A 24,983-nucleotide genomic window follows, 5' to 3' on the forward strand; every position below is an offset into this window, starting at 1 on the left:
CCGGACGGTTGCAACAGCAACCGGAATTTTTGGGCAGAATCGAGTGGCAACGCGCCCCCACGGCCCGCCAGATCCTGCCAGCCCCCATGCCTGAATACCGCTCCCGTACCTCCACCGCCGGCCGCAACATGGCCGGCGCCCGCGCCCTGTGGCGTGCCACCGGGATGACCGATGCCGACTTCCACAAGCCGATCATCGCCATCGCCAATTCATTCACCCAGTTCGTGCCCGGCCATGTGCACCTCAAGGACCTGGGCCAGCTGGTGGCGCGCGAGATCGAACAGGTGGGCGGCGTAGCCAAGGAGTTCAACACCATCGCGGTGGATGACGGCATCGCCATGGGCCACGACGGCATGCTGTATTCCCTGCCCAGCCGCGAGATCATCGCCGACTCGGTCGAGTACATGGTCAACGCGCACTGCGCCGATGCGCTGGTGTGCATTTCCAATTGCGACAAGATCACCCCCGGCATGCTGATGGCCGCGCTGCGGCTGAACATCCCGGTGGTGTTCGTGTCCGGCGGGCCGATGGAAGCGGGCAAGACCCGGCTGGCCGAGCACAAGCTGGACCTGGTGGATGCGATGGTGATCGCCGCCGACGCCAGCGCCTCCGATGAAAAGGTGGCCGAGTACGAGCGCAGCGCCTGCCCCACCTGCGGGTCGTGCTCGGGCATGTTCACCGCCAACTCGATGAACTGCCTCACTGAAGCGCTGGGGCTGTCGCTGCCGGGCAACGGCTCGACCCTGGCCACCCACGCCGACCGCGAGCAGCTGTTCCGCCGTGCCGGCCGGCTGGTGGTGGAGCTGTGCCACCGTTGGTATGGCGGCGAAGATGCCACGGCGCTGCCGCGCGGCATTGCCACCCATGCCGCGTTCGAGAATGCGATGACGCTGGATATCGCCATGGGCGGTTCCACCAACACCATCCTGCACCTGCTGGCGGCCGCGCAGGAAGCCGAAGTGGACTTCGACCTGCACGCCATCGATGCGCTGTCGCGGCGGGTGCCGCAGCTGTGCAAGGTGGCGCCGAACACGCCCAAGTACCACATGGAGGACGTGCACCGCGCCGGTGGCGTGTTCGCGATCCTGGGGTCGCTGGCGCGCGGCGGGCTGCTGCATACCGAGGTGCCCACCGTGCACAGCCGCACCCTGGCCGACGCGATTGCGCGCTGGGACGTGGCGGTGACCGACGATGCCGGCGTGCACGAATTCTTCAGTGCCGGCCCGGCCGGCATTCCCACCCAGGTGGCTTTCAGCCAGGCCACGCGCTGGCCGTCACTGGACCTGGATCGCGCCGATGGCTGCATCCGCGATGTGGCGCACGCGTACTCGGCCGAAGGTGGGCTGGCGGTGCTGCGCGGCAACCTGGCCGAGGATGGCTGCGTGGTGAAGACCGCCGGTGTGGATGAGTCCATCCACGTGTTCGAGGGCAATGCGAAGGTGTTCGAAAGCCAGGACGCGGCCGTGCAGGGCATCCTGGCCGATGAAGTGGGCGCGGGCGACGTGGTGGTGATCCGCTATGAGGGCCCGCGCGGTGGGCCGGGCATGCAGGAAATGCTGTACCCGACCAGCTACCTGAAATCGAAGGGGCTGGGCAAACAGTGTGCGCTGCTGACCGATGGGCGGTTCTCGGGCGGTACGTCCGGGCTGTCGATCGGGCATGCGTCGCCGGAAGCGGCGGCGGGCGGCACGATTGGATTGGTGCGCGATGGCGACCGGATCCGGATCGATATTCCGGCGCGGCGGATTGATGTGCTGGTGGATGCCGCGACGTTGGCGGCGCGCCGTGCGGAGCAGGATGCGTTGGGGTGGAAGCCGCGCGAGGCGCGCCCGCGCAAGGTGACCGGCGCGCTCAAGGCCTATGCGTTGTTGGCGACCAGTGCGGACAAGGGCGCGGTGCGGGATCTGAGCAAGGTGTAGCGTTGCGACCGCCCCGCCAACCGCTGATCGATGCGTTGCGCGGGTTCGCGCTGCTGGGCGTGTTCCTGGTCAACCTGCGGTTCTATTCGCTGGATGCCTTGCTGGATGAGGCCGCGCAGCAGGCGCTGCCGAGTGCTGCGCTGGATCATGCGCTGCGCACCGGGATGGGCTGGCTGGTGGATATGAAGGCGGTGACGATCTTCTCGCTGCTGTTCGGCATGGGCTTTGCGATGCAGATGGAAATGCGCCCTGGGGTGGTTCCGCACCTGCGCCGGATGGGCGCGTTGGCACTGATCGGGCTGCTGCACGCCACGGTGCTGTGGTGGGGCGACATCCTGCTGACCTATGCGCTGGTGGGCCTGCTGCTTCCGTTGTTCCGGCATCTGGGCAACCGCGGGCTGGTGCTTGCCGGGCTGGTGTTCGCGCTGTTCCTGCCGCCGCTGCTGTCGCCGTGGATGCGCGAGTGGGTGATGACGCTGGCGCCGCGTGCGCAGATGTATGGAAATGCGTTCGAAGCCCTGTCCAGTGGCACGCTCTGGCAGGCGTGGTGGCAGAACCTGGTGCTGGGAGGGTGGGTGCGGTTGACCAACTGGGCGCTGCTGCTGTTCGTGCTGGGCCGCTTCCTGCTGGGCTACTGGGCAGGGCGCCGGGGGCTGTTACAGCGCCCCGAACAGCACCTGCCGCTGCTGTGGGGCCTGTGCGTGGGTGGCGCAGTGGTTGGATTGATGTTCCTGTGCATCGAGGCCGCTGCGCCGACGATGAAGGCCGAATGGCCACTGCTGCGCGAGGGGGTGCCGGGCTATCTGCTGCGGGTGAGCTACCGGGTGGCGCCGCTGGCGCTGGGCATCGCCATCGCCTGCGGGTTCGCGCTGCTGTACCTGCGGCCGTGGGCCGAGCGCGGGTTGCGTGTGCTGGTGCCGGCCGGGCGCATGACGCTGAGCAACTACCTGCTGCAGAGCCTGGTGTGCGTGCCGCTGTTTGCCGGGTTCGGGGCTGGCATCGGTCCCTCGCAGGGCCTGTGGCCGGTGCTGCTGGTGGCGGCCATCGTGTTTCCGCTGCAGCTGTGGCTGAGTGCGTGGTGGCTGCAGCGGTACTACTTCGGCCCGGCGGAGTGGCTGTGGCGCAGCCTGGGGGATGGGAAGCGGCTGCCGATGCGTCGCGCGTAGATTCACCGCGCTGGACACGCATGGCGTGTCCCTACGCACCGTTGACCACGTAGCGACACGCCATGCGTGTCCCACGGGATGCCCGTCAGCCGATGACCCGCTTGAACGGCGGCAACGCGTCGATGATGCGCTTGCCGTAGCGGCGGCTGATCAGGCGCGAGTCGAGGATGATCACGCGGCCGGTGTCGGTGGAGGTGCGGATCAGGCGGCCGGCGAACTGGGTCAGCGTACGCAGCGCGTGCGGGATGGCGATCAGGTTGAAGGCGTTCAACCCGCGGCTTTCAAACCATTCGCTCAGGGTGGAGGTCTGCGGATCGGTCGGCACCGCGAACGGTACCTGGGTGATCACCACCGTGGTGCAGGCTTCGCCAGGCAGGTCCAGGCCTTCGCCGAACGAATTCAGCCCGAACAGCACCGAGCCCTCGCCCGCCGAGGTGCGCCGCAGGTGCTCGTCGATCATCTTCTGCTTGGCCGTTTCGCCCTGCACCAGCACCTGCTTGCGCTGCGCGGCCGGCATCAGCTCCGCCACTTTTTCCATCTTCCAGCGCGAGGTGAACAGCACGATGCTGCCCTTGCTCCAGTCCAGTTCCTTGACCAGGTACTTGGCGACTTCCTTCGGGTGCCGCTCGCGGTCGTCCGGGGTGACCGGGAAGTTGGGCACGATCAGCTCGGCCTGGTTGGGCAGGTCGAACGGCGAGGCCAGCGAGACCATCTCGGCTTCGTTGGGAATGCCGTTATCAATCGCCAGCGCCTGGAAGTCGCCACCGCCGGTGAGCGTGGCCGAGGTCATCACCACCGAATCCACTTCGTCCCACAGCAGCTTGCGCAGCACGTTGGCGGCCGACACGGGCGAGCCGTGCAGGATCAGGTCGCCATCGCGCGACAGCGTCACCCAGCGCGCGAACGGCGGCTGGCCGTCCTTGTCTTCGCGGCGCCAGGCGGTCCACAGGTTGTGCTGCTGTTCGATCATTTCCAGCGCCATGCCCAGCGTGCGCTGCAGGCGCTCGCGCGCGGCGTCTTCGGGCTTGCCCTTGGCCACCTGGGATTGTGCGGCGTGGGCCCAGTTGAACAGCGCGCGGGTGTCGTCGGCCAGCGCTTCGATGTCGGCCATCCAGATGTCCGGCAGGCGCCCGTTCGGCGCGCGCCACATCGGCTCCTGCGCGGTCGGGTCCGGTTGCCAGCTGCGGTCGATCACATCGCGGAACGCGCGCAGCTGCTTGCTGACCCGCGCCGCCACGTCGATGGCTTCGTTGGGCAGCAGGTTGCCCAGCTTGTCCTTGTCCACCGCGCGGTAGGCGGCGGCAATCAGGATCTGCAGGCGGCCGGTGCGCTTGGCCATTTCATCCAGGGCCAGGCTGGCCGCGCCCTGGTCGATGGCCACGTTGCCGATGTGGTGGCCTTCGTCGAGCACCAGCAGCATGTCCGAGGGCGGTGCGATCAGCGGCTGGCCGTTGTCGCTTTCGCCAATGGAGAGCGCCGACAGCAGCAACGCGTGGTTGGTCACCACGATCTGCGCATCGCGCACGGTGGTGCGTGCGCGCAGCACCGCGCACTGCGCCGAGTAGGCGCACTTGCGGCCCGCGCAGCCCGACGCCGGGGTGGTGATGCGCGAACGCAGCGAGGGGCTGATGGTATCCGGCGCGTTGTCCAGGTCGCCGTTCCAGCGGCCTTCGACGAAATCCCTGCTCAGCTTCTGCGCCAGGTCCATTTCGATCGGCGCCAGCGGGCGGTCGAACAGTGGCTGCTCGTCCTCGAACATGCCTTCCTGCGCGCCATCGCCATGCGCTTCGGCGGCGTTGCGCGTGCACAGGTAGCGGGTGCGGCCCTTGGCCAGCGCCACGGTGGCCTCCAGGCCGGTGGCCTTGAGGAAGTTCGGGATGTCGCGCTCGACCAGCTGCGACTGCAGCGCCACGGTGCCGGTGCTGATCACCAGCTTCTTCTTCGTGGCCAGCGCGATCGGCACGCCGGCGGTGAGGTAGCCCAGGCTCTTGCCCACGCCGGTGGGCGCTTCGACCACGCCTACCCCGCCGCTCTGCGACAGCGCACGCGAGACCACGCCGATCATCTGGCTCTGCGAACGCCGCGTGCTGAAGCCGGGGGTATTGGCCTGCAGCTTGGCGTAGGCATCGCGGATGACGGTCTTGAGCTCGTCGTTCAGCGCGCGCGGGGCTTCAACTTTTTCGGTCACGCCGGGGAGGTCCTGCCTGGATCAGGCGGGTATTTTCTCATGCCCGGGGCCTGCGGCCGGCGCGGATTTTTCCGCGCCGGTTCAGTTCCGTGACCGGGGTCGCCCGCTCAGGCCGCCGGGGCGGTGCGATTGCGCAGCGCGCGGGTCATCGCCCACACCAGCAGCACCGTGCCCAGCGCATCCACCAGGCCGATGAGGAAGTGGCCGCCGCGCAGCAGCCACGACAGCATCTGCACGTTGCCGTACTCGCCGCGCTGGACCAGCCAGGTCGGCACGACGTTGAGGGCCAGCCCGGCCAGGCTGGCCAGCAGCAACAGGGCCAGCGACCACAGCGCCACGCTGCGGATGGTGCCGCGCGGGGCATCCACCACCCACACCAGCGATACCGCCAGCGCGATCAGCACCGGCAGGCGCAGCGCGGCCATGCCCAGCAGGCTGAGCAGCAGGTCCATGTTCACTCTTCACCCGCCAGCGCGTTCTTCGCGCGCAGCTCGGCATAGACCGGGTCGGTTTCCGGGCGCACTTCGTGCCACTGCTGGAAGCTGGTGGCGGCCTGCTCGACCAGCATGCCCAGGCCATCCACCATGTTGCGGCACTGTGCGGCGCGGGCCCAGGCCAGGAAGGCGAAGGAGGCTTCCCCGTAATTCAGGTCCACGGCGGTGGTCATGCTGTTGACCAGCGACAGCGGCAGCTTGAACTCTTCATCGCGATCACGGCCGGCGGAGGTGGCGTTGACGATCAGTTCGAAGTCGCCGAGTTCGTCCATGCGTTCCCAGTAATGCGTCAGCACGCGGCCGGGCTCGCCGATCGCATCGCTCAGCTCGTCGGCACGCTCGGGGGTGCGGTTGACCACCACCAGTTCGCGGATGCCGGCATCCAGCAGGGCCGGGGCCACGCTGCGTGCCGAGCCACCCGCGCCGAGCAGCAGCACGCGGCGGCCGCGCAGGTCGAGGCTGTGGCGGTCGGTGAGGTCGCGCACCAGGCCCACGCCATCGGTGGTGTCGCCGTGCCAGTAGTCGCCCTTGCGCAGCAGCGTGTTGACCGAACCGGCCAGCTTGGCGCGCGAGGTGAACGTCCTGCACAGCCCGAAGGCGATCTCCTTCAGCGGCGCGGTGACGTTGGCGCCCACGCCACCGTCGGCGGCGAACGCCTCCAGCGCGGCCGGGAAGTCGGCCGGTGCCGCTTCAATGGCGCGGTAATCCAGCGCGATGCCCTCCTGGCGGGCGAACGCGGCATGGATGTGCGGCGACTGCGAGTGGGCGATGGGCTGGCCGAATACGGCGTAACGGGCGGTCATGGGTGTCTTAAACTCCGGGCCTGGATTGAAACGCAAACCCCAATGGAAGCGACTATGCGCACTCCCTTGTCTCTGCTCGCGCTGAGCCTGAGTTTACTCTCCGCACCGGGCGCGATGGCGCTTTCCGAGTTCGGCATCGAAGGCATGGGGGTGGTGTCGACCAAGGCCAACGAGGCCCAGGCGACCATCGCGCCGGATGGCAAGCGCATCATCTGGGCCAGCGACCGGCCCGGCGGGGCCGGCGGCTGGGACCTGTGGCAGGCCACGCTGCGCGACGGCCGCTGGCAGGACCCGGCGCCGCTGGCGTTCAACACTGCCGGGGATGACGTGGACCCGTTCTTCAGCCATGACGGGGCCTGGCTGTACTTCGCCTCCAACGGCGGCAGCGGGAGCGGTGGGTTCGACCTGTACGGGGTGATGATCCGCGAGGACGGCAGCTTCGGCACCGTGCTGACGATGCCGGTGACGGTCAACACGGCGGCCGATGAGCGCCACCCGGCGGTGCGGCCGGATGGGCAGGTGCTGCTGTTCGCCCGTAATGGGAAAGGTACCCAGGGTGGGTTCGATCTGTACGTGGCGACCGCGCAGGGACGCGGGTTCAACGCCGCGACGCCGTTGCCGGCGCCGCTCAACAGTGCGGCCGATGAGCTGGGCGGCGACTGGCTGGGCAACGGCGGGGCGCTGGCACTGACCCGGGTGGCGGGGGGCCATTCGCAGGTGTGGGTGGCGGGCTGCGATTACCGCAAGCCGGCCGAACCGCTGGGGTTGTCGTTCAATACCGCCGACGGGCAGACCCGTGCGCCGGTGGTGGATGCATCCAAGCCCAGCGAGATGGTGGTGGCTGGGCAGGCGCGGTCGCCGAAGGCCGGCGGGTTGGATCTGTACAGGTTGCGCACACCCGCGGTGGCTGGCTGCCGGTGAGGGTGTTCAGTACGCGCGCAGCAACGCGGCGCGCTGCTGCTCGTACTCGGTTTCGCTGATCTCGCCATTGTCCTTGCGCTGGTTCAGCGCGGCCAGCTGCGCCTGCACGGCAGGCGGCAGGTTGGCTTCGCGGGCCAGGCGGGCGGCGGCCGAGGGTTGTTCGGGCGCGCGCCGGGCGGCACGCAGCACGCCGCGGATGACCAGGCCGATCACCACCGCGAACACCAGCACGCCGGTGCCCCAGGTCAGCCACTGCACCCATCCCATCGTCTGCATCATCCTGCTCCTGTCTGCGTGTTGACGCGTATTGTCAGCGTTCGCGCAGCCAACGCGCCACCTGCGGTGCGAAATAGGTCAGCACGCCATCGGCACCGGCGCGCTTGAAGCCGATCAGCGACTCCAGCACGCAGGCGCGTTCGTCCAGCCAGCCATTGGCGAACGCGGCTTTCATCATCGCGTACTCGCCACTGACCTGGTAGGCGAACGTCGGCACGCCGAACTGCTGCTTCACCCGGCGCACCAGGTCCAGGTAGGGCATGCCCGGCTTGACCATCACCATGTCCGCGCCCTCTTCCAGGTCCAGCGCGATTTCGCGCATGGCCTCGTCGCCGTTGGCCGGGTCCATCTGATAGGTCTTCTTGTCGGCCTTGCCCAGGCTGGCCGAGCTGCCCACGGCGTCTCGGAACGGGCCGTAGAACGCCGAGGCGTACTTGGCCGAATAGGCCATGATGCGCACGTTGACGTGGCTGTTGGCATCCAGCGCGCGGCGGATGGCGCCGATGCGGCCGTCCATCATGTCCGACGGCGACACGATGTCCACGCCGGCTTCGGCATGCGACAACGACTGCTTCACCAGTGCCTGCACGGTGATGTCGTTGAGCACGTAGCCCTTGTCATCGATGATCCCGTCCTGGCCGTGGGTGGTGTACGGGTCCAGCGCCACGTCGGTCATCACCCCCAGCTCGGGGAAGCGCGACTTCAGCGCGCGGATCGCCCGCTGCGCCAAGCCGTTCTCGTCCCATGCGGCGGCCGCATCCAGGCTCTTGCCGGCCGGGTCGATCACCGGGAACAGGTCGATCACCGGAATGCCCAGTTCCAGCGCTTCCTCGGCCACTTTCAGCAGCTCATCGATCGACAGCCGTTCCACGCCCGGCATCGACGCCACCGGGGCGCGCCCGGCCAGCTCGTGGACGAACACGGGGTAGATCAGGTCGTCGGTGGTCAGCGTGTTTTCGCGCATCAGCCGGCGCGAGAACTCGTCGTGGCGCATGCGGCGGGGGCGATAGTCGGGGTGGGCCATGGAATGCTCCGGGCAGTGTCGGGTTACTGCAGCAGGTAGCGCTGCGGTTGCAGGGGTTCCGGCAGCGGGCGCACGCCCAGGCTGTCGAGCAGGTCGATTTCGATGGTGCGCACCATCGCATCCAGCGGCAGGTCGTTGGGTTCCAGCCCGAACGGCTCTTCCATTTCCTCGCCCAGCTGGTCCAGCCCGAAGAAGGCATAGGCCAGCACCGCCGACACCACCGGGGTGGCCCAGCCCAGCGAGCTGGCCAGGCCGAACGGCAGCAGCACGCAGAACATCCACGCGCAGCGGTGCAGCAGCAGGGTGTAGGCGAACGGCAGCGGGGTGAGCAGGATGCGTTCGCAGCCGGCCTGGATGCTGGACAGCGCATGCAGGCGGGTTTCGAACTGGGCATACAGGATGGTGTCGATCTCACCGGCGCGCAGCGCGGCGGTGGTTTCCACCGCGATCATCGCCAGCAGCTGGTCCGGCACGTTCTGGCGCTGCGCGTAGCGCTCGCGATCCGCCTCAGGCACCCAGGGCAGCCCGGCCAGCGCGGCGTCCTGCCCGCGCAGGCGCGCGGCCAGCGCATGCGCGAAGGCGATGGCCAGGCGGCAGATGCGGTCGGCGCGTGCCGGTTGTGCGGCCAGCAGCGTGCTGCACAGCCGCGCCAGGCTGCGCGATTCATAGATGAGCTGGCCCCACAGCTTGCGCCCTTCCCACCAGCGGTCGAAGCAGGCGTTGTTGCGGAAGCTCAGGAAGATGGACAGCACCAGGCCCAGCAGGGTGAACGGCGCGACCGAGACGCGCTCGATGCCTGGCGGGTGGGCCAGTTCGGCGAACGTGGCGACCGCGACGGCCAGCACGAAGATGGCGGCCACCTTTGGCGCGATGGCAGGCACGATGGAGCCGCGCAGGATGTACAGCAGCTGCCAGCCGTGGGGGCGGGGACGAATGATCATGGGGCGGTCATTCTACGCCCTTGGGTGCGGCAACCCGGCAGGTGCGACGGGGTGTCGCAGTCAGATGATCCCGCCGCCAATGGACAGGCGGACGATGCCCACCACCACCACGACCGCATTGAGCAGCAGCCCGGTCCATGCGCGGCCGCGCTTGGTCGGGTGGGTGAACAGGATGCCCAGCGCGCCGATGACTGCACCGACCGCGGCGAACGGGATCAGGAACCAGTTGCCCCAGCCCAGCAGCGGGATCAGGGCCAGGATCATCCACAACAGGGCCACTACGCCCCACAACAAACTGATCAACCCCATGCCCCGCTCCCCTAACCTGAAAATGCTGGCGGCAGCGTAGCGACCCCCGTGCCAGTGGCGCGTGATGGCGGCGGCAAGAACGGGATGCGGCAGGCTCACCCCGGCGGTGTTAACGTTCGCCAGAACGGGGTTGGCGCCGATTCAGTGGCCGGCCCGGATGATCCAGGCGCAGGCCGACCAGGCCGAACAAGGGTGAACCCATGAACATTCGACTCCTTCCGCTGCTCGGCGTTCTGCTGGCCGTGACCGGCTGCGCCAGCACTTCCAAGGTGATGCTGGGCCAGACCCGTGCGCCCACCGATCCGGCGCTGGTGCAGATCTATTCCACTCCACCGCCGGGTTCGATTGAAATCGCCCAGCTGGAGTCCACCAGCGCCGCAGGCTTCGGCACCCAGGGCCAGACCGATGCGGCGGTGATGCGGCTGAAGAAGGAAGCGGCCGCGCTCGGCGCCAACGGGGTGATCCTGATGGGCGTGGAGTCCAGCAGCTCAGGCGGCGGCCTGTCCGTAGGCGGCGGCAGCTACGGCTCGCACAGCGGCGGCGGCGTGGGCATCGGCATTCCGACCACGCAGAAGCGCGCGGCCGGCGTCGCCATCTGGGTTCCCAACCCGCCACCGGCGGACCGCCTGCCGGTGCAGACGATCACGCCGACCCGGTGAAAGCGGGTCACGACCAACGGTCGTGACCTACCAGAGGCGCCCATGTTTGGCCGGAACGTACATATCATCCGCCGGGGCGTACATGCGACCACGTTGGGTAGGCCACGACCGTTGGTCGTGGCCCACGCGGAGGCGATTACTTCGCCTTGTACCGCGGAATGAAGACCTCGTTGACCGCCTTGGCCAGCTGGTCCGGCGGCAGCAGGCCCTGGTCGAGCAGGAAGTTGTTGAACGCCAGGCGGTCGAACTTCGCGCCCAGCGCCAGCTCGGTCTGCATGCGCAGTTCCAGGATCCGGGTGTAACCGTAGAAGTAGCTGCCCGCCTGGCCCGGCGACCGCACCATGTAGCGGTCCAGTTCCTGGGTGGCCATCGCCTGCGACAGGCCCACTTCGTCGATCAGCACGCGCTCGGCCTTGGCCCGGTCGATCAGGCCCAGGTTGAGCATCGGGTCGAGCATCGCGCGCGCGGCGCGCAGCAGCCGGAACTGCAGGGCGATCAGCTGCCCGTCCAGCGGCTCGTACGGCACCATCTCGGCTTCGGCATACAGCGCCCAGCCTTCCACATTGACCGAGTTGAACGCGAACATCGTGCGCGCCAGTGACACGCCGCGCTCCACCATTGCGGTGAACTGCAGCTCATGGCCCGGGCGGCCTTCGTGCGCGCTCAGGGTCCACGCGGCCGAGCCGAAGTTGAAGTCGTCGTACTGCGCGGCCTTGTCGCCGGCGGCCGGGTTGCCCAGCGGCAGCACGAAGGTGCCCTGCTGGCCGGTGTTGCCCACCAGCGGCGCCGGCAGGAAGTGCGGGGCCGGCGAGGCAGCGCTTTCGGCGGCCGAACCCAGCCGCATCTGCATCGGGCGCTGCGGCACGTCCACGATCTTCTGCGCGCGGATGATCGGGTCGATCGCATCGATCACGCCACGGTAGTGGTGCTCAAGCTGGTCGTCGGCGATCTTGTCGCCCTTCAGCGCGCGGATCACCGCCACCGGGTCGGTCGGGTCGGCCACCTTCAGGCCCTTGGCCTTCACCACCAGCGGCGCCAGCTGGCGCATCGCCGAACGGGTTTCCATGAATTCCAGCTGCGCCCGCTGCATCAGCAGCTTGGGGTCGATGTCGATGCCCACGCGCTTGAGCTGGAACGCGTACAGCGGCTCGGGCAGGCGCGCATCGGCACGTGCCTTGGGCAGCACCTCGCTCCTGGTCCAGTCGCGGTACTCGAGCAGCTGGGTGGCGATGGTCTTCAGCGCCTCGTCGGCACCGGCGACCTTGTACTTGTCGAACAGCTTTTCGATGCCGGTGATGTAGGTATCGACGTTGGCCAGCGACTGCTCGACCTCGATCTTCGTCGGCTGCAGCAGGGTCTTGTCGGCCAGGCGCTCTTCATAGCGCTGGCGCGACAGCGTGGTGATGGCGGTGCTGCCCGGGGCCAGGCCGGCGTAGGCCTTCAGGCGGTCCAGCGCCTTGGCGCGGCGCTCGGCCGGCACCTGGTCGGACAGCAGCAGGTTGATGCCACTGAACACCGTCTGCGGCGTGTCGCTCCACGGCAGCAGGTACTTTTCGTTGAGTTCGCTGCCTTCGATGTTCTCGTCGGCCGCAGCGATCATGATCGCCAGGTCCTGGCGCACGTTCGGGTCGCGCTCGGTGGCCAGCTTGGCCTTGAGCTGGTCGCGCGCCTTGGCCATCGCGGCGCGGTAGCGCTTGCCGTTGTCCGGACCGAAATCGGCCACCTTGTCGTCGTAGCCCGGCACACCGAAGAAGCCGGTCTCTTCCGGCTGGAACGGGCCCTGCGCGTCGAGCAGGATCTGCGCCAGTTCGTTGCTGCGGGTCACCCAGGCCGCACTGGCCGGGGCCTTGGTGGCGGCAGGAGCGGCAGCGAAGGCCGGCGGCGCACTGAGCGCGGCGGGGACGGAAAGGGCCAACGCGACGGCAAGGGCAAGCGGCTTCATGCAGGACTCCAGTGAGCGGTTGCCTGCGACCCTACGCACTCAGGGGGGCAGCGGCAATCGGCCGGAGGTCATGGCCGCCGCTCAGCTGCCCCAGCGCCCGCCCGGCAGCGGGCAGTGGCCCTGCTCGCGGCAGTCCTGCAGTGCGCACAGGCCAGCCGCTTCGGCATCGTCCAGCGCGGTCAGGTCGATGGCTTCGTCCTGGCCGGTGATCACGTACAGCAGCGGGTAGTCCCACCGGCCCTTCTCGCGATGCGCTTCCAGGTACAGCTCGGCGGTGCCGCGCGGGCCGGACAGCGCCACCACGAAGTCACTGGAACCTCCGCCCCCGGCGCTGCGTTGCATGCTGCCAGTGGGCAGGAAGCCGTCCTGGATCGGCTCGCCCAGCACTGCCACCAGTTCGATGCTGCAGCGCGCGCGGCGCATGGCTTCCTGGTACGGCTCGCTGCTCCGGCTCCAGTGCGACCATTGGCTCAGCCCCAGCCAGAGCAGCGCCGCAACCACCAGCAGCGCTGCCAGCACCGCCAACGGCATGGCCCAGCGCCAATGACGGCACCACCAGCCGGCGCGCGGCGCGCCGGGGATCGTGGGGGGGTGGGGCATCGGCGTCCTCCTTGGCAGCCCGGTCAATGCAGGTGCGTTACGGCGTCAGGCAGCGACCCAGGAAGTCTTCGGCCAGGCGGTAACGGTGCAGTGCATTGCTGCCGGACAGGCCGTGCTTGGCGCCCGGGTAGGTCATCAGTTCGAAAGGCTGGCCACGCTTCTGCAGCGCGCTCATCAGCGCGGTGGAGTTGGTGAACAGCACGTTGTCGTCGGCCATGCCGTGGATCAGCAGCAGGCGCGAACGCAGGCCGTCGATGTGGGCCAGCACGCGCGCTTCTTCATAGCCCTTGGCGTTGCGCGCCGGCAGGTCCATGTAGCGCTCGGTGTAGTGGGTGTCGTACAGGCCCCAGTCGGTGACCGGCGCGCCGGCCACGCCGCAGGCGTACTGGTCCGACGCCTTGGCCAGCAGCATCAGGGTCATGTAGCCGCCGTTGGACCAGCCCTGCACGCCGATGCGCGCCGGGTCCACCCACGGCTGCTGCATGAGCCATGCCACGCCCTTGAGCTGGTCGGCCACTTCCACCGTGCCCTGCACGCCGTACAGCGCACCACCGAAATCGCGGCCACGGCGCGGGGTGCCGCGGTTGTCCAGCGAGAACACCACGTAGCCCTGCTGGGCCAGGTACTGGTTGAACAGGTGGTCGCCACGACCGGGCCAGCTGTCGGTGACGGTCTGGCTGGCCGGGCCGCCATACACGTACACCACCACCGGGTAGCGCTTGGCCGGGTCGAAACCGGCCGGGGTGATCAGGCTGAAGTGCAGCGGGGTGCGGCCATCGGCAGCGGTGAGCGTGCCGAAGGTGACCGGGCGCTGCGCGTCCAGGTAGCGCGCGTACGGGTGGCTGGGATCGGCCAGGTTGTTTTCCACCAGCGTGGCGATCTTTTCACCAGTGGCGCGGTGCAGGGCGATCTGCGGCGGCGTGGTGGTGTTGGACCAGCTGTCCACGTACACGCTGGCATTCTTCGCGAAGCTGGCGCTGTGCATGCCCGGTTCGCTGGACAGGCGCTGCAGCGCCCCACCCTGCAGCGGCACGGCGTAGAGCTGGCTTTCGCGCGAGGAATCCACCCCGGCGCGGAAGTAGACCTTGCCGGCGTCTTCGTCCACCGCCAGCAGTTCGTCCACCGGCCAGTTACCACTGGTCAGCGCGGTCACCGTCTTGCCGTCATCGGACACGCGGTACAGGTGCTGGAAACCGCTGCGCTCGGACGACCACAGGAAGCCGCCCTGCTTGAGGAAATGCAGGCTGTTGTGCAGCGGCACCCACGTTGGCGAAGTTTCGGTCACCAGGGTGCGCTGCTTGCCGCTCTCCAGGTCGGCCTGGACCAGCTCCAGGGTCTTCTGGTCGCGCGACTGGCGCTGGAAGGTGAGGTGCTGCGGGTCACGCCAATCCACGCGGGCCAGGTAGATGTCCGCATTGCGGCCCAGGTCGACCCAGCGCGCGGCGGCATCGGCGCGCGGGGCGATCACCCCCAGCTTGACGGTGACGTTGTGGTCGCCGGCGGCCGGGTAACGCTGTTCAATCATTTCGGTGCGGTCGGCATACATCTCATAGCGCTTCTGCACCGGCACCGGCGATTCGTCGATGCGGGCAAAGGCGATGGCCGAGTCGTCCGGCGCCCACCAGTAACCGGTGTGGCGGTCCATTTCCTCGTCGGCGACGAATTCGGCCACGCCATTGCCGATGGTCTCGCTGCCGTCGCGGGTGAGCTGCAGCTGGCGGCCGCTGGCCAGGTCGATCACCCACAGGTTGCGGTCGCGCACGAAGCTGACGAAGCCGCCCTTCGGCGACAGCTTGGCATCGGTGGCGAAGCCCTCACCGTGGGTGAGCTGGCGCACGGCGGCCTTGCCCTGCTTGTCCAGGTCGTACAGGTACAGTTCGCCGCCCAGCGGGAACAGCAGGGTGCGCGCGTCGGGCGACCACTGGTAATCCACGATGCCGGTCATGGCGGCAATGCGCTGGCGCTCGCGACGGGCCTTTTCGGCGTCGCTCAGGGTTTCATCGCCGGGCAGCACCACCTTGGAATCGACGAGCAGGCGGGTCTGGCCGCTGGCGATGTCATACGCCCACAGGTCCAGCTGGTTGCGGTCGGCCTCCTTGCCGCGCAGGAAGCTCACGCGTGAGCCATCCGGCGCCACCTTGGGCTTCATCAGGGTCGGGCCGGACAGCGGCAGCGGGCCGGTGATGGCATCCAGGGTGAGCTTTTCGGCGTGGGCGATGGTGGTCGAGGCGAGCATGAGGGCGAGCGAGGCAACAATGTGGCGCATGGAATCTTCCGGCGGCGGCTGGGCGGTCCCGGTCCGGTGGGGCGGTTGGGAGCGGACCATCCTAACCAAAACCGAGGGGCGGGTGCCCGTGGGAGGTGCCCGCCCCGACGATTACCGCTGGCCGAACAGGTGCTTGCGCTCTTCGTCGCTGAGCGGCTTGCCGGCATCCGGGTTGACCTGATGCTTCAGCGCGTAGGCCCGCTGGGTCGCCGGGCGCGCGGCGATGGCGTCGTGCCAGCGCTTCAGGTTCGGGAACGCGGCGAAATCGGCCGGCAGCTTGTCGTACGCGCCGATCCAGGGGTAGCTGGCCATGTCGGCGATGCTGTAGTCGTCGCCACCCAGGTAGGCGCTGCTGGCTAGGCGCTTGTCCATCACCCCATGCAGGCGGCGCACTTCGTTGCCGTAGCGCTCGATGGCATACGGAATCTGCTCGGGCGCGTACACGTTGAAATGGCCCATCTGGCCGCTCATCGGGCCCAGCCCGGCCATCTGCCAGAACAGCCATTCCAGCACCGCCACCCGGCCGCGGGTATCGGCCGGCAGGAACTTCCCGGTCTTCTCGGCCAGGTACAGCAGGATCGCCCCGGATTCGAACACGCTCTGCGGCGCGCCCCCGTCGGTCGGCTGGTGGTCCACCAGCGCCGGCATCTTGTTGTTGGGGGAGATGGCGAGGAATTCGGGCTTGAACTGGTCGCCGCTGCCGATGTTCACCGGCTTGATGGTGTACGGCAGGCCCAGCTCTTCCAGCAGCAGGGTGACTTTGTGGCCGTTCGGGGTAGGCCAGTAATACAGATCGATCATGACAGGACCCAGCGGTTCAGGAATGCCGAGTCTAGTGCGTCAGTTGGGTTGGCAGGGTCATGAAGGCCCGCTACTCTGCGGCGTCCCCCGCAACGCAGCATTCCAGCATGAGCTCGACCGAAAAGCCCATCAGCCCCCTGTCGTCCCTGATCTTCGCCTCGCGCTGGCTGCAGCTGCCGCTGTACCTGGGCCTGATCCTGGCGCAGTGCGTCTACGTGTTCCTGTTCGGCAAGGAGCTGTGGCACCTGCTGCACAAGGCCAACAGCATGGGCGAGCAGGAAATCATGCTGCTGGTGCTGGGCCTGATCGACGTGGTGATGATCTCCAACCTGCTGGTGATGGTGATCGTGGGCGGCTACGAGACCTTCGTGTCGCGCCTGCGCCTGGAGAACCACCCCGACCAGCCGGAGTGGCTGAGCCACGTCAATGCCAGCGTGCTGAAGGTGAAGCTGGCGCTGTCGATCATCGGCATCTCCTCGATCCACCTGCTCAAGACCTTCATCGGCGCCGGCAACCTGGACGGCCTGCCCATGTGCAAGACCGAGGCCTACTACGCGGCAGCGGCGGACGTCGCGGCCAAGTACGGCCCGGACGCGCAGCTGGCCTGCGCGACCATGACCTCCAATGGCGTGATGTGGCAGACCATCATCCACGCCGCATTCATCCTGTCGGCGATCGGCATTGCCTACACCGACAAGCTGATGGCCCACACCCCGAGCAAGGCGCTGGCGCACTAAGCGCCCGCCCTGCCCGCCCCGGTCCTGCAAAGCAGGGCGCGGGGATGCTAGATTGGGCACCTGCTGCACCGCACCGGACGCTGGGAAACGTACCGGGGCTTCGGTCGGCCTGACCGCATCAGGCCTTACGTATCGTCGTTCTTCAAAGGGGAGTTGGATGTCGCACGTCAACACGAACACCAAGGCGCGCCTGCTGGTGCCGCTGACCCTGGTGGTGGCTCTGGCCGCCTGCTCGGGCAAGGACGAAACGGCTCCGGCCGCGCCGACCGCACCGGCTGCCACGGCCGCCGCACCTGCCGCCGCGCCGCCGGCGCCGGCGGTTTCGGCCAAGGTCCAGTCAATGGGGACCGAGGAACTGCGTGACCTGGCCAGCAAGGCCCTGCGCGAAAACCGCATGTACGGCCCGGCCGGCGACAACGCCATGGAGTACTACCTGGCGCTGCGCGAGAAGACGCCGGACGATGCCTCGATCAAGAGCGCGTTGTCGGACCTGCTGCCGTACACGCTGATTGCCGCCGAGCAGAGCCTGACCCGCGAGGACTTCACCGAAGGCCAGCGCCTGGTGGCGCTGATCGAGAAAGTGGACCCCACCGCACCGGCGCTGCCGCGCCTGAAGTCGGGCATCACCAACGGCATGCAGACCGCCCTCAAGCGCACCCAGGAAGAGACCGACAAGGTCAAGAAGGACGCTGAGAACAAGGTCAAGCTGCTCGCCGACCAGCAGCGCCAGCAGCAGGCCACTGAAGCGGAAGCGGCCAAGCAGATCGCCGCGCAGCAGGATGCGGCCCGCCGCGAAAGCGAGCGCCAGGACACCGAGCGCCAGGCTGCAGCCCGCCGCGAGGCCGAACAGCGCCAGCAGGCTGCCGCTGCCGCCCAGGCCGCCGCTGCCCGTCAGCCCACCGCCGCACCGGCCGCTGCGGCCGCCCTGCGCCCGATCAGCACCCCGGCCCCGCGCTACCCGACCGACGCGCTGCGCGCCGGCACCTCGGGCGAAGTGCTGGTGGAGATCACCGTGGGCACCGACGGTTCGGTCACCAGCTCGCGCGTGCTGCGCGCCACCCCGGCCCGCATCTTCGACCGCGAGGCGCTCAATGCGGTCAAGCGCTGGAAGTTCGAACCGGTCAGCGCCCCGGTCACCACCCGCCGCACGCTGTCGTTCGCGCCGGGCGGTTGATCCACGGTTGATGGGCAAAAGAAAAACCCCGGAGCGATCCGGGGTTTTTTGTGGGCTCAACCGGAGATCGCGAGCCGCTCCTGGTGGTAACGGCGTACTGCCGCGAACCACAGCAGCGCGGCCAAGCCGAAGCCAGCCACCAGGTACACCGCCCACATCTGCGCGCTGATCGGTTCGTGGCGGATGATCTTCAGCAGCATCTGGTTCTGCGCCAGGAACGGAACTGCCAGCTGCCACAGCTCGGACTTCACCGGGTACACCATCAGTGCGTAGCCGGGCAGCATCGGCAGCAGCATCAGCCAGGTCATGTGGCTCTGCGCCTCCTTCATGCTCTTGGCCGCTGCCGAGAGGAAGGTGAGCAGCGAGGTGCCGATGAACAGGATCGGCATCATCACGAACAGCATCTGCAGCATCGACAGCAGGCCCATGTTGAGCTGCCGTGCCGCCGCGCCGGTGGATAGCTGCGCGCTGAGCTTGAACGCCGCCAGCGTGAGCAGCAGCGACACCACGCCCACCACGCAGGCCGCGGCGATCTTGCCGCTGACGATGGCGCTGCGCCGGGCCGGGGTCGCCAGCAACGGCTCCAGCGACTGCCGCTCACGCTCGCCTGCTGTGGTGTCCATCACCAGGTAGGCACCGCCCAGGAACGAGGTGATGGTGAGCAGGATCGGCAACAGCAGCGACAGCATCACACCGCGCTTGGCCTCGGCCGTGGCCAGGTCCTGGGTGGCCACGTCCAGCGGGCGTGCCACCTGCGCGTCGATACCGCGCGCCAGCAACCGCAGCGCGCCCACCTGCTGGCTGTAGCCGCTGAGCGCCGCCTTCAGGCGCGCGGTGGGAATGTCGGCATCGCGGCGGGTGCTGTCCTGCACGATCTCCACCAGTGCCGGCCGGCCCTCGGCCCAGTCCTTGCCGAACTCCGGGCTGATGCGCAGCGCGATGTCGATCTTCTGGTCGCGGATCTCAGCGGTCAGGTCCTTCGGCGGGTCCACCGCGTTGAGTCCCTGCGAAGCCAGGAAGCGCACCAGGTTGGGGGCGTGCTCGCGGCCGATGGTCGGAATGTCCAACGGGGTGTCGATCTGGGTCTTGAAGCGGGTCTCGGCCAGCTTGCCCATGCCCAGGATCAGCACCGGGTAAAGCAGTGGCCCGAGCAGCAGGGTGAGCGCCAGGGTCCGGCGGTCCCGCGAGAGGTCGCGCAGTTCCTTGCGCATGACGGTCAACAACGTGGCAAACGCGCTCATGCGTGCAGTCCTTCTTCATTGCCGATCGCCTTCACGAAGGCATCTTCCAGGTTCGCCTCGCCGGTCAGCGCGCGCAGTTCATCGGCGGTGCCGGCCGCCATCACCGTGCCCTTGGCAATGATCACGATCGTGTCGCAGAGCGCGGCCACCTCCTGCATGATGTGGCTGGAGAAGATCACGCAGCGGCCTTCGTCGCGCAGCTCGCGCAGGAACCCCCGCAACGCACGGGTGGTCATCACGTCCAGGCCGTTGGTGGGCTCGTCCAGGATCACGTTGCGTGGGTCGTGCACCAGCGCACGTGCAATGGCGGTCTTGGTGCGCTGCCCCTGCGAGAAGCCGTCGGTCTGGCGGTCCAGGATGTCTTCCATGTCCAGCGCCTTGGAGAGCACCTTGGTGCGCTCGCGGATGTGCGCCGCGCTCATGCCGTGCAACTCGCCGAAGTAGGCGATGTTCTCGCGCGCGGTCAGACGCTTGTACACGCCACGTGCGTCGGGCAGCACGCCCAGGCGGCGGCGGACCTCCACCGGGTGGGTGGCCACGTCCAGCCCGTCCACCAGCACCCGGCCCTGGTCGGGCGCCATGAGCGTGTAGAGCATGCGCATCGTGGTGGTCTTGCCGGCGCCGTTGGGGCCGAGCAGGCCGGTGATGCGGCCGTCCTCGGCCTGGAAGCCGACGTTGTCCACCGCCTTGATCAAGCCGGTCTTGGTCTTGAAGGCTTTATGCAGGTTCTCGGCGACGATCATGGTTCCCATCCGTTGAACGAGGTGAAGGCCGGCACCGCGGTGAGGGTATCCAGGCAGGAGGCGTCGAGTGCCTTGGCGTCGGCCTTGTCCATGAACTGCGCCAGCAGGCGCGGCATGCAGCCGGCGCCGAGGGTGCCATGGCCCTGGCCCTTGGCCACGATGTGGCGGCCGTTGGGCAGGTGCTTGAGCACCTGTTCGGCGTAGCGCGGCGGGGTGACCGGGTCGAACTCGCCCGACAGCAGCAGCACCGGCACGTCGGTGCTCAACGGCGCGGTGAAGTCCTTCGGCCGCGTGCCCACGTTCCACACGGGGCAGGCGGCGAAGAACATGCGTGCCACTTCCGGGCCCAGAATGCGGTCGCCGGCCGGGGCTTCCTGGTAGCGGTCGGCGTCTTCGGCGCAGATCACCGACCACTGCATGCCCTGGTTCATCTGCCCGGCCATGTTGCGGGTGGCCAGGCTGTTGAGCGACATCAGCGGCGCGTAACGGCCCTGTGCGGCTTCGTCCAGCACCACCGGCAGCAGCGAGGACAGTTCCGGCATGTACGAGAACATGAAGGCCAGGCTGGTCACCGTGTTGGCACTGACCGGGTCGCGGCGTACCGCAGCGGTGCCCGGGTCGCGGTATTCCACCTCCACCGGGGCCTTGGCCAGCGTGGTCATCACGTTGCGCAGCTGGGTGCGGGTATCGACCGGGAAGCGCTTGGCGCAGGCCGGGTCCTTGCGGCACTGCGCGGACTGCAGCTCGATCGCCGATTCGAAGGTGTTGGCGAAATCGCCGCCCACCGCCAGGTCGTTCGGCGCCACCCCGTCGATCACCACCGCACGGGTGTGCTGCGGGAAGCGCGCGGCGTACTGCTGGGCCACGCGGGTACCGTAGGAGCCGCCGACCAGGTTGATCTTGTCCACGCCAAGCGCGGCGCGCACGGCGTCCAGGTCACCAATGGCCTGGGTGGTGGTGTAGAAGCGGGTGTCGGCACGGTCGGCCAGCGCGGCAGCGCAGCGGGTGGCGAACTCGGCGATCACCTCGGGCGTGGCCGCCGCGTTCTCGTCGAACGAAAGCTCCTTGCCCTCGGCATCCACGCAGCTGAGCGGGTTGGATTTGCCGGTGCCGCGCTGGTCCACCAGGATGATGTCGCGCTTCTTGCGCACATCGCGCAGCGACTGATTGATGATGGCCGCCACCTGCGTGGCCGACTGGCCCGGCCCGCCGGCCAGGAAGAACACCGGGTCCTGCTTGCCCTCGCCCTCGTTGGCGGTATCCAGCAGGGCGATGTTGAGCCCGATCTTGCGGCCAGTGGGCGCATCGGGGTTCTCGGGCACCTGCAGGGTGGCGCACTCGGCTTCCACGTTGTTGCTGGCCTGGGCGCTGGTGAGGGTGCAGGGCTTGAACGTCAGTGTTCCGTACTGGCGCTCAGCCGCCTCCGGCGGTGCCTCCGGAGTGGCCTGACAGGCCGCCAGCAGCAGCAACGCCGCACTGGTGGCCAGGGGACGGCAGGAAAGTCGCATTTCGATCGCATCCTGGATTGAAGGGTCTCAGCATGCCATGACGAGTGGGCGGGCTGGATGTGACCGAAGACCCGCGCGCGGCACTTTGCTACTGTCCGGGGCTCATGCCATGGATCGCATTGAGCTGCCGATGACACCCAGGTTGATGTTGTTGCGCACGGCCGCCGTACTGTGCGCGCTGCCCGCGCTGGTGAGCCACGCCGAGCCCTCCACAGAAGAGGTCCGGATCGCCCGTGTCGAGACCGGCCTCTCCGCGCCAGTGGCGATCAAGGGCGCCGCCGGCCAGAAGATGGACCTGCGCGAGCGCATGGCCTTCCACAAGGTCCCGGCGGTCAGCATCGCGCTCATCGACCACGGCAAGATTCAATGGGCTCGCGCCTACGGTACGGCCATCTCCCCGGAGACCCTGTTCCAGGCCGCTTCCATCAGCAAGTCGGTCAGCGCCGTGGGCGCGTTGCAGCTGGTGCAGCTCGGCAAGCTCTCGCTGGACGCCCCCGCCAACGAGCAGCTTGCGGCGTGGAAAATTCCCGACAACGGCTTCACCCGCGCCATGCCGGTCACCCTGCGCATGCTGCTCAACCACAGTGCCGGCCTGACAGTGCATGGGTACGACGGCTACCCGCAGGACCAGCCGCTGCCCTCCCTGTTGCAGGTTCTGGATGGGGCCCCGCCGGCCAACTCCGCGCCGGTGCGGGTGGACGTGCAGCCCGGCAGCCTCTGGCGCTATTCGGGGGGCGGCTACAGCGTGGTGCAGCTGATGATGGCCGAGGCCGCCGGCCAGCCCTTCGACCGCTACATGCAGCAGGCCGTGCTCGGCCCGCTGGGGATGAAGCACAGCACCTTCGATGTGACGCTTGCCCCCGCACAGCGCACCAGGGTTGCTACGGGGCATGCATGGGACGGCACCCCGGTGGCTGGCGGCTGGCATCGCTACCCCGAGTCGGCTGCGGCTGGCCTGTGGACCACCCCCACCGACCTGGCGCAGGTGGTGCTTGAAGTGCAGCGCGCTGCTGATGGCACATCGGGCAAGGTGCTGTCGCACGACACCGCACAGAAGATGCTCACACGCGGGCTGGGCGAGTACGGGCTGGGGCTGTATGTGGAAGACCTAGGCGACCGCACCAGCTTTGCCCACAGCGGTGGCACCACCGGCTTCCGCACGCAGCTGTATGGCTACACCCACAGCGGCCAAGGCGCGGTGATCATGACCAACAGCGACAACGGCGCCGCGCTGATCAGCGAGATCCTGGCCAGCCTCTCAGCCGAGTACGGCTGGCCGGAGTTCAAGGTCATTGAGAAGGTGGCTGTTGCTGGCGATGCAAGGAACAACCAGCAGATCGCCGGCACCTACCAGTTGCTGGGGCAGCCGGCGTTGCTCATCGCCGAAGGCGAACGGCTGTATCTGCAGAGCGCGCTGTTCGGCGCGCGGCGGCTTGAACTGCATGCACAGTCCAGCACGGCCTTCTTCATGACCGACCAGGATATGGTGCTGAACGTGCAACGTTCCGGAGACGGGCCCGTAACCGGGTTTGCAGTGGTGCGTGGTGCGAACACTTACATGGCAACGCGATCTGAGTAGAAGTGGCGTTGCTGTCGTTTCACCGCTGGCGGGGGTGGTTCGGCTGGTTCGCCGCTTCATTTTCCAGCGGGAAGGAATCGCCCCAGACCTCGATATCAAGGCCATTGAGGTTCCGATCCAGGGACACGCAGTTCTGGATCAACGACCGGAGCACGTAGGCAGGCGATCGTTCGCTGCGCCACGCGGAGAGCTGGAATGCCCGGCGTAGAGCGGGGTCCACCTTCACCCGTAAGTAGACCTGCTTCTTCATGGGATGACGTCCTCGGGAAGGAACTGCCCCAGGTCAGAGTTGATCTCGCCGTGGAAGATCGTGCGCTCCACGAACCTGGGCACCCGTGGATCTTCCACTGCCCTCGTGCCCAGCAGCTTGATGGTGATGACGCCGGCGCAGGCTTCGATCTGCAGCTTGCGGCCCACGTTGAAGCCGATCTGCCGCAGCCACTGCCCGCGGATCTTGAGGTAGGGAACCTTCAGCTCTTCGTGGAAGTGCGCGGGTGGCGTGCACGGCGCGGGTTGCGCGCGGCGTTCGCGTGCGCGCCGGGCAATCGCGGATTGGGAAGGGTAGTCGTTGTAGCTGTCGTCGGGTCGTTGCCTTTTCATGGTATGCCTCCAGCAGGAAGGTCCCTCGCCGGGATGGCGAGGGAGTCGGGAGGTTAGAAACCGTAAAACACGAAAACTCGGCGGGCGTATTTCCACGAGGGTGTTGTATTAGCCACCCTCCCGACGCAGGACATCCAATTCTCGTGTTTTTGGAGTTTCTACGCTCCGGAACACACCATGCGCGCCGCTGCCAGCGATGGGAAATTGTTTGTGCCTCTTGATTTCCGGACTTCGGTAGGCAAAACCTTCTCGATGACGCATATGGCGCTGAAAGCGCAGCTACCAACAGTCTCCGCATATGGAGGAGCAGGGTTCAGTAGTAACAATCAATCCAAGCTTCGCTGGGTACGACGGTACGTTCCTCAGCCCGCCAATGATGCATGTCCAGCAGCATTCGTCCGGCCTGATACCCGAGAGGAATCGATGGTCGCGGCACCGCCGATGATCCAATGCAAACGACCGCCCGTCGCCCGCTGGGCGACCGGCTGCGCCAGCTTGGCTATAAGGAGCGAGATGACAACGACAACGATTCCGGCGCGGCAGATCCGCGCCCAGTACGACGGTTCCACCCTTCGCGTTTACCAGGCCTACTCGGACACCATCGCCGACAGCGCCCTCAAGCACCAGACCTTTGTCGCCCCGCCCTTCAAGATGGAGCGGATGACATTGATCAAGCCCTCCTTCCTATGGATGATGTATCGCGCTGGATGGGGCTACAAAGATCCGGGTCAGTCGCGCATCCTGGCCATCGACATCACCCATGCGGGTTTCGCATGGGCGCTGGCTCACGGCTGTGCCAGCCACCCCGAACCGGGTATGGACGCACAGGAATGGGAGGCGCTCAAGAGCCGCTCACCGGTCCGCGTGCAATGGGACCCGGAGCGTGACCTGCACCACCGGCCGCTGGAGCACCGCGCCATCCAGATCGGACTGCGTGGCGAGGCCGTGCGCCTGTACACCGGGGAGTGGATCCAGCGTGTCACCGATGTCACGCCGCTGGCTCATCGGATCTGCAGCTTGGTACGGGAAGAAAGACTGGATGAGGCCATGGCAGTGCTGCCAATTGAATCAGCGTACACGCCGGCTTAAGGA

At 67.7% G+C, this 24,983-nt stretch carries 24 protein-coding genes; 8 read left to right on the plus strand and 16 right to left on the minus strand.

What is annotated here, in order from left to right:
* Positions 1-86 precede the first annotated feature (86 nt).
* Positions 87-1,919 (plus strand): dihydroxy-acid dehydratase, encoded by a 1,833-nt coding sequence (ilvD, locus tag NMB40_RS17225; RefSeq protein WP_494359210.1) that lies wholly within the window; start codon positions 87-89, stop codon positions 1,917-1,919.
* A gap of 2 nt (positions 1,920-1,921) precedes the next feature.
* On the plus strand, positions 1,922-3,085 hold the full coding sequence (locus NMB40_RS17230; RefSeq protein WP_494359211.1) for a DUF418 domain-containing protein: 1,164 nt from the start codon (positions 1,922-1,924) through the stop codon (positions 3,083-3,085).
* An 85-nt stretch (positions 3,086-3,170) separates the two neighbouring features.
* Here the strand turns inward: NMB40_RS17230 and dinG are convergent, their stop codons facing one another.
* From dinG to aroE, 3 genes are all read right to left on the minus strand, one after another.
* On the minus strand, positions 3,171-5,273 hold the full coding sequence (gene dinG / locus NMB40_RS17235; RefSeq protein ID WP_494359212.1) for an ATP-dependent DNA helicase DinG: 2,103 nt from the start codon (positions 5,271-5,273) through the stop codon (positions 3,171-3,173).
* 107 nt (positions 5,274-5,380) lie between these two features.
* Positions 5,381-5,725: a hypothetical protein gene (locus NMB40_RS17240; protein WP_448143822.1), complete on the minus strand. Its 345-nt coding sequence runs from the start codon at positions 5,723-5,725 to the stop codon at positions 5,381-5,383.
* A 2-nt stretch (positions 5,726-5,727) separates the two neighbouring features.
* Positions 5,728-6,570 (minus strand): shikimate dehydrogenase, encoded by an 843-nt coding sequence (gene aroE / locus NMB40_RS17245; protein ID WP_494359213.1) that lies wholly within the window; start codon positions 6,568-6,570, stop codon positions 5,728-5,730.
* 54 nt (positions 6,571-6,624) lie between these two features.
* Here aroE and NMB40_RS17250 point away from each other — a divergent pair, with 54 nt between their 5' ends.
* Positions 6,625-7,491, plus strand: a complete 867-nt coding sequence (locus tag NMB40_RS17250; RefSeq protein WP_494359214.1) for a TolB family protein — start codon at positions 6,625-6,627, stop codon at positions 7,489-7,491.
* A 6-nt stretch (positions 7,492-7,497) separates the two neighbouring features.
* On the opposite strand, the gene NMB40_RS17255 is transcribed toward NMB40_RS17250, so the two are convergent.
* Genes NMB40_RS17255 through NMB40_RS17270 form a run of 4 tightly spaced genes read right to left on the minus strand, consistent with a single transcriptional unit; the run spans position 7,498 to position 10,041 of the window.
* Entirely contained in the window at positions 7,498-7,770 is a 273-nt protein-coding gene (locus NMB40_RS17255) for a gas vesicle protein GvpG (protein ID WP_184125973.1), read from the minus strand.
* Positions 7,771-7,801: 31 nt separating this feature from the next.
* Positions 7,802-8,791 carry a porphobilinogen synthase gene (hemB, locus tag NMB40_RS17260; protein ID WP_494359215.1) on the minus strand — a complete coding sequence of 330 codons (990 nt, stop codon included), beginning with the start codon at positions 8,789-8,791 and terminating at the stop codon, positions 7,802-7,804.
* A gap of 23 nt (positions 8,792-8,814) precedes the next feature.
* Positions 8,815-9,732, minus strand: a complete 918-nt coding sequence (locus NMB40_RS17265; RefSeq protein WP_494359216.1) for a bestrophin family protein — start codon at positions 9,730-9,732, stop codon at positions 8,815-8,817.
* A 60-nt stretch (positions 9,733-9,792) separates the two neighbouring features.
* The gene (locus NMB40_RS17270; RefSeq protein ID WP_282246846.1) at positions 9,793-10,041 is read right to left on the minus strand and encodes a hypothetical protein; all 249 of its coding nucleotides are present in this window, start codon (positions 10,039-10,041) and stop codon (positions 9,793-9,795) included.
* Positions 10,042-10,241: 200 nt separating this feature from the next.
* Here NMB40_RS17270 and NMB40_RS17275 point away from each other — a divergent pair, with 200 nt between their 5' ends.
* Positions 10,242-10,700: a hypothetical protein gene (locus NMB40_RS17275; RefSeq protein WP_282246845.1), complete on the plus strand. Its 459-nt coding sequence runs from the start codon at positions 10,242-10,244 to the stop codon at positions 10,698-10,700.
* Positions 10,701-10,836: 136 nt separating this feature from the next.
* Here NMB40_RS17275 and NMB40_RS17280 read toward each other — a convergent pair whose 3' ends face one another.
* From NMB40_RS17280 to NMB40_RS17295, 4 genes are all read right to left on the minus strand, one after another.
* A complete protein-coding gene (locus tag NMB40_RS17280; RefSeq protein WP_494359217.1) occupies positions 10,837-12,642 on the minus strand; it encodes a DUF885 domain-containing protein in 1,806 nt (601 codons plus the stop codon).
* A gap of 81 nt (positions 12,643-12,723) precedes the next feature.
* Positions 12,724-13,242 carry a cytochrome c oxidase assembly factor Coa1 family protein gene (locus NMB40_RS17285; protein WP_494359218.1) on the minus strand — a complete coding sequence of 173 codons (519 nt, stop codon included), beginning with the start codon at positions 13,240-13,242 and terminating at the stop codon, positions 12,724-12,726.
* A gap of 37 nt (positions 13,243-13,279) precedes the next feature.
* Positions 13,280-15,508 (minus strand): S9 family peptidase, encoded by a 2,229-nt coding sequence (locus NMB40_RS17290; protein WP_494359219.1) that lies wholly within the window; start codon positions 15,506-15,508, stop codon positions 13,280-13,282.
* Positions 15,509-15,619: 111 nt separating this feature from the next.
* On the minus strand, positions 15,620-16,309 hold the full coding sequence (locus NMB40_RS17295) for a glutathione S-transferase N-terminal domain-containing protein (RefSeq protein ID WP_093532681.1): 690 nt from the start codon (positions 16,307-16,309) through the stop codon (positions 15,620-15,622).
* Positions 16,310-16,416: 107 nt separating this feature from the next.
* Between NMB40_RS17295 and NMB40_RS17300 the strand changes: the two genes are divergently transcribed.
* A complete protein-coding gene (locus NMB40_RS17300; protein ID WP_494359220.1) occupies positions 16,417-17,046 on the plus strand; it encodes a TIGR00645 family protein in 630 nt (209 codons plus the stop codon).
* A 157-nt stretch (positions 17,047-17,203) separates the two neighbouring features.
* The gene (locus NMB40_RS17305) at positions 17,204-18,220 is read left to right on the plus strand and encodes an energy transducer TonB (RefSeq protein ID WP_282243358.1); all 1,017 of its coding nucleotides are present in this window, start codon (positions 17,204-17,206) and stop codon (positions 18,218-18,220) included.
* A gap of 56 nt (positions 18,221-18,276) precedes the next feature.
* Here the strand turns inward: NMB40_RS17305 and NMB40_RS17310 are convergent, their stop codons facing one another.
* From NMB40_RS17310 to NMB40_RS17320, 3 genes are read right to left on the minus strand one after another with little or no spacing between them, the layout of a single operon-like run.
* Positions 18,277-19,461 carry an ABC transporter permease gene (locus NMB40_RS17310; RefSeq protein WP_494359221.1) on the minus strand — a complete coding sequence of 395 codons (1,185 nt, stop codon included), beginning with the start codon at positions 19,459-19,461 and terminating at the stop codon, positions 18,277-18,279.
* Positions 19,458-20,204, minus strand: coding sequence for an ABC transporter ATP-binding protein (locus NMB40_RS17315; RefSeq protein WP_448143830.1), 747 nt, complete (start codon positions 20,202-20,204; stop codon positions 19,458-19,460). The genes NMB40_RS17310 and NMB40_RS17315 overlap by 4 nt, the downstream gene beginning before the upstream one ends.
* A complete protein-coding gene (locus NMB40_RS17320) occupies positions 20,201-21,712 on the minus strand; it encodes an alpha/beta hydrolase (RefSeq protein WP_494359222.1) in 1,512 nt (503 codons plus the stop codon). Before NMB40_RS17320 ends, NMB40_RS17315 begins: the two co-directional genes overlap by 4 nt.
* A gap of 109 nt (positions 21,713-21,821) precedes the next feature.
* On the opposite strand from NMB40_RS17320, the gene NMB40_RS17325 reads away from it, so the two are divergent.
* The gene (locus NMB40_RS17325) at positions 21,822-23,291 is read left to right on the plus strand and encodes a serine hydrolase domain-containing protein (RefSeq protein ID WP_494359223.1); all 1,470 of its coding nucleotides are present in this window, start codon (positions 21,822-21,824) and stop codon (positions 23,289-23,291) included.
* Between the two features lie 19 nt (positions 23,292-23,310).
* On the opposite strand, the gene NMB40_RS17330 is transcribed toward NMB40_RS17325, so the two are convergent.
* Complete coding sequence (locus tag NMB40_RS17330) at positions 23,311-23,541, minus strand: hypothetical protein (RefSeq protein ID WP_494359224.1); 231 nt, start codon at positions 23,539-23,541, stop codon at positions 23,311-23,313.
* A complete protein-coding gene (locus NMB40_RS17335; RefSeq protein ID WP_494359225.1) occupies positions 23,538-23,891 on the minus strand; it encodes a SymE family type I addiction module toxin in 354 nt (117 codons plus the stop codon). The genes NMB40_RS17330 and NMB40_RS17335 overlap by 4 nt, the downstream gene beginning before the upstream one ends.
* A 513-nt stretch (positions 23,892-24,404) precedes the next feature.
* Here NMB40_RS17335 and NMB40_RS17340 point away from each other — a divergent pair.
* The gene (locus NMB40_RS17340; RefSeq protein WP_494361097.1) at positions 24,405-24,980 is read left to right on the plus strand and encodes a DUF4291 domain-containing protein; all 576 of its coding nucleotides are present in this window, start codon (positions 24,405-24,407) and stop codon (positions 24,978-24,980) included.
* The last annotated feature ends 3 nt before the right edge of the window (positions 24,981-24,983 follow it).

The sequence above is a fragment of the Stenotrophomonas sp. FBCC-B152 genome, from assembly GCF_059134105.1.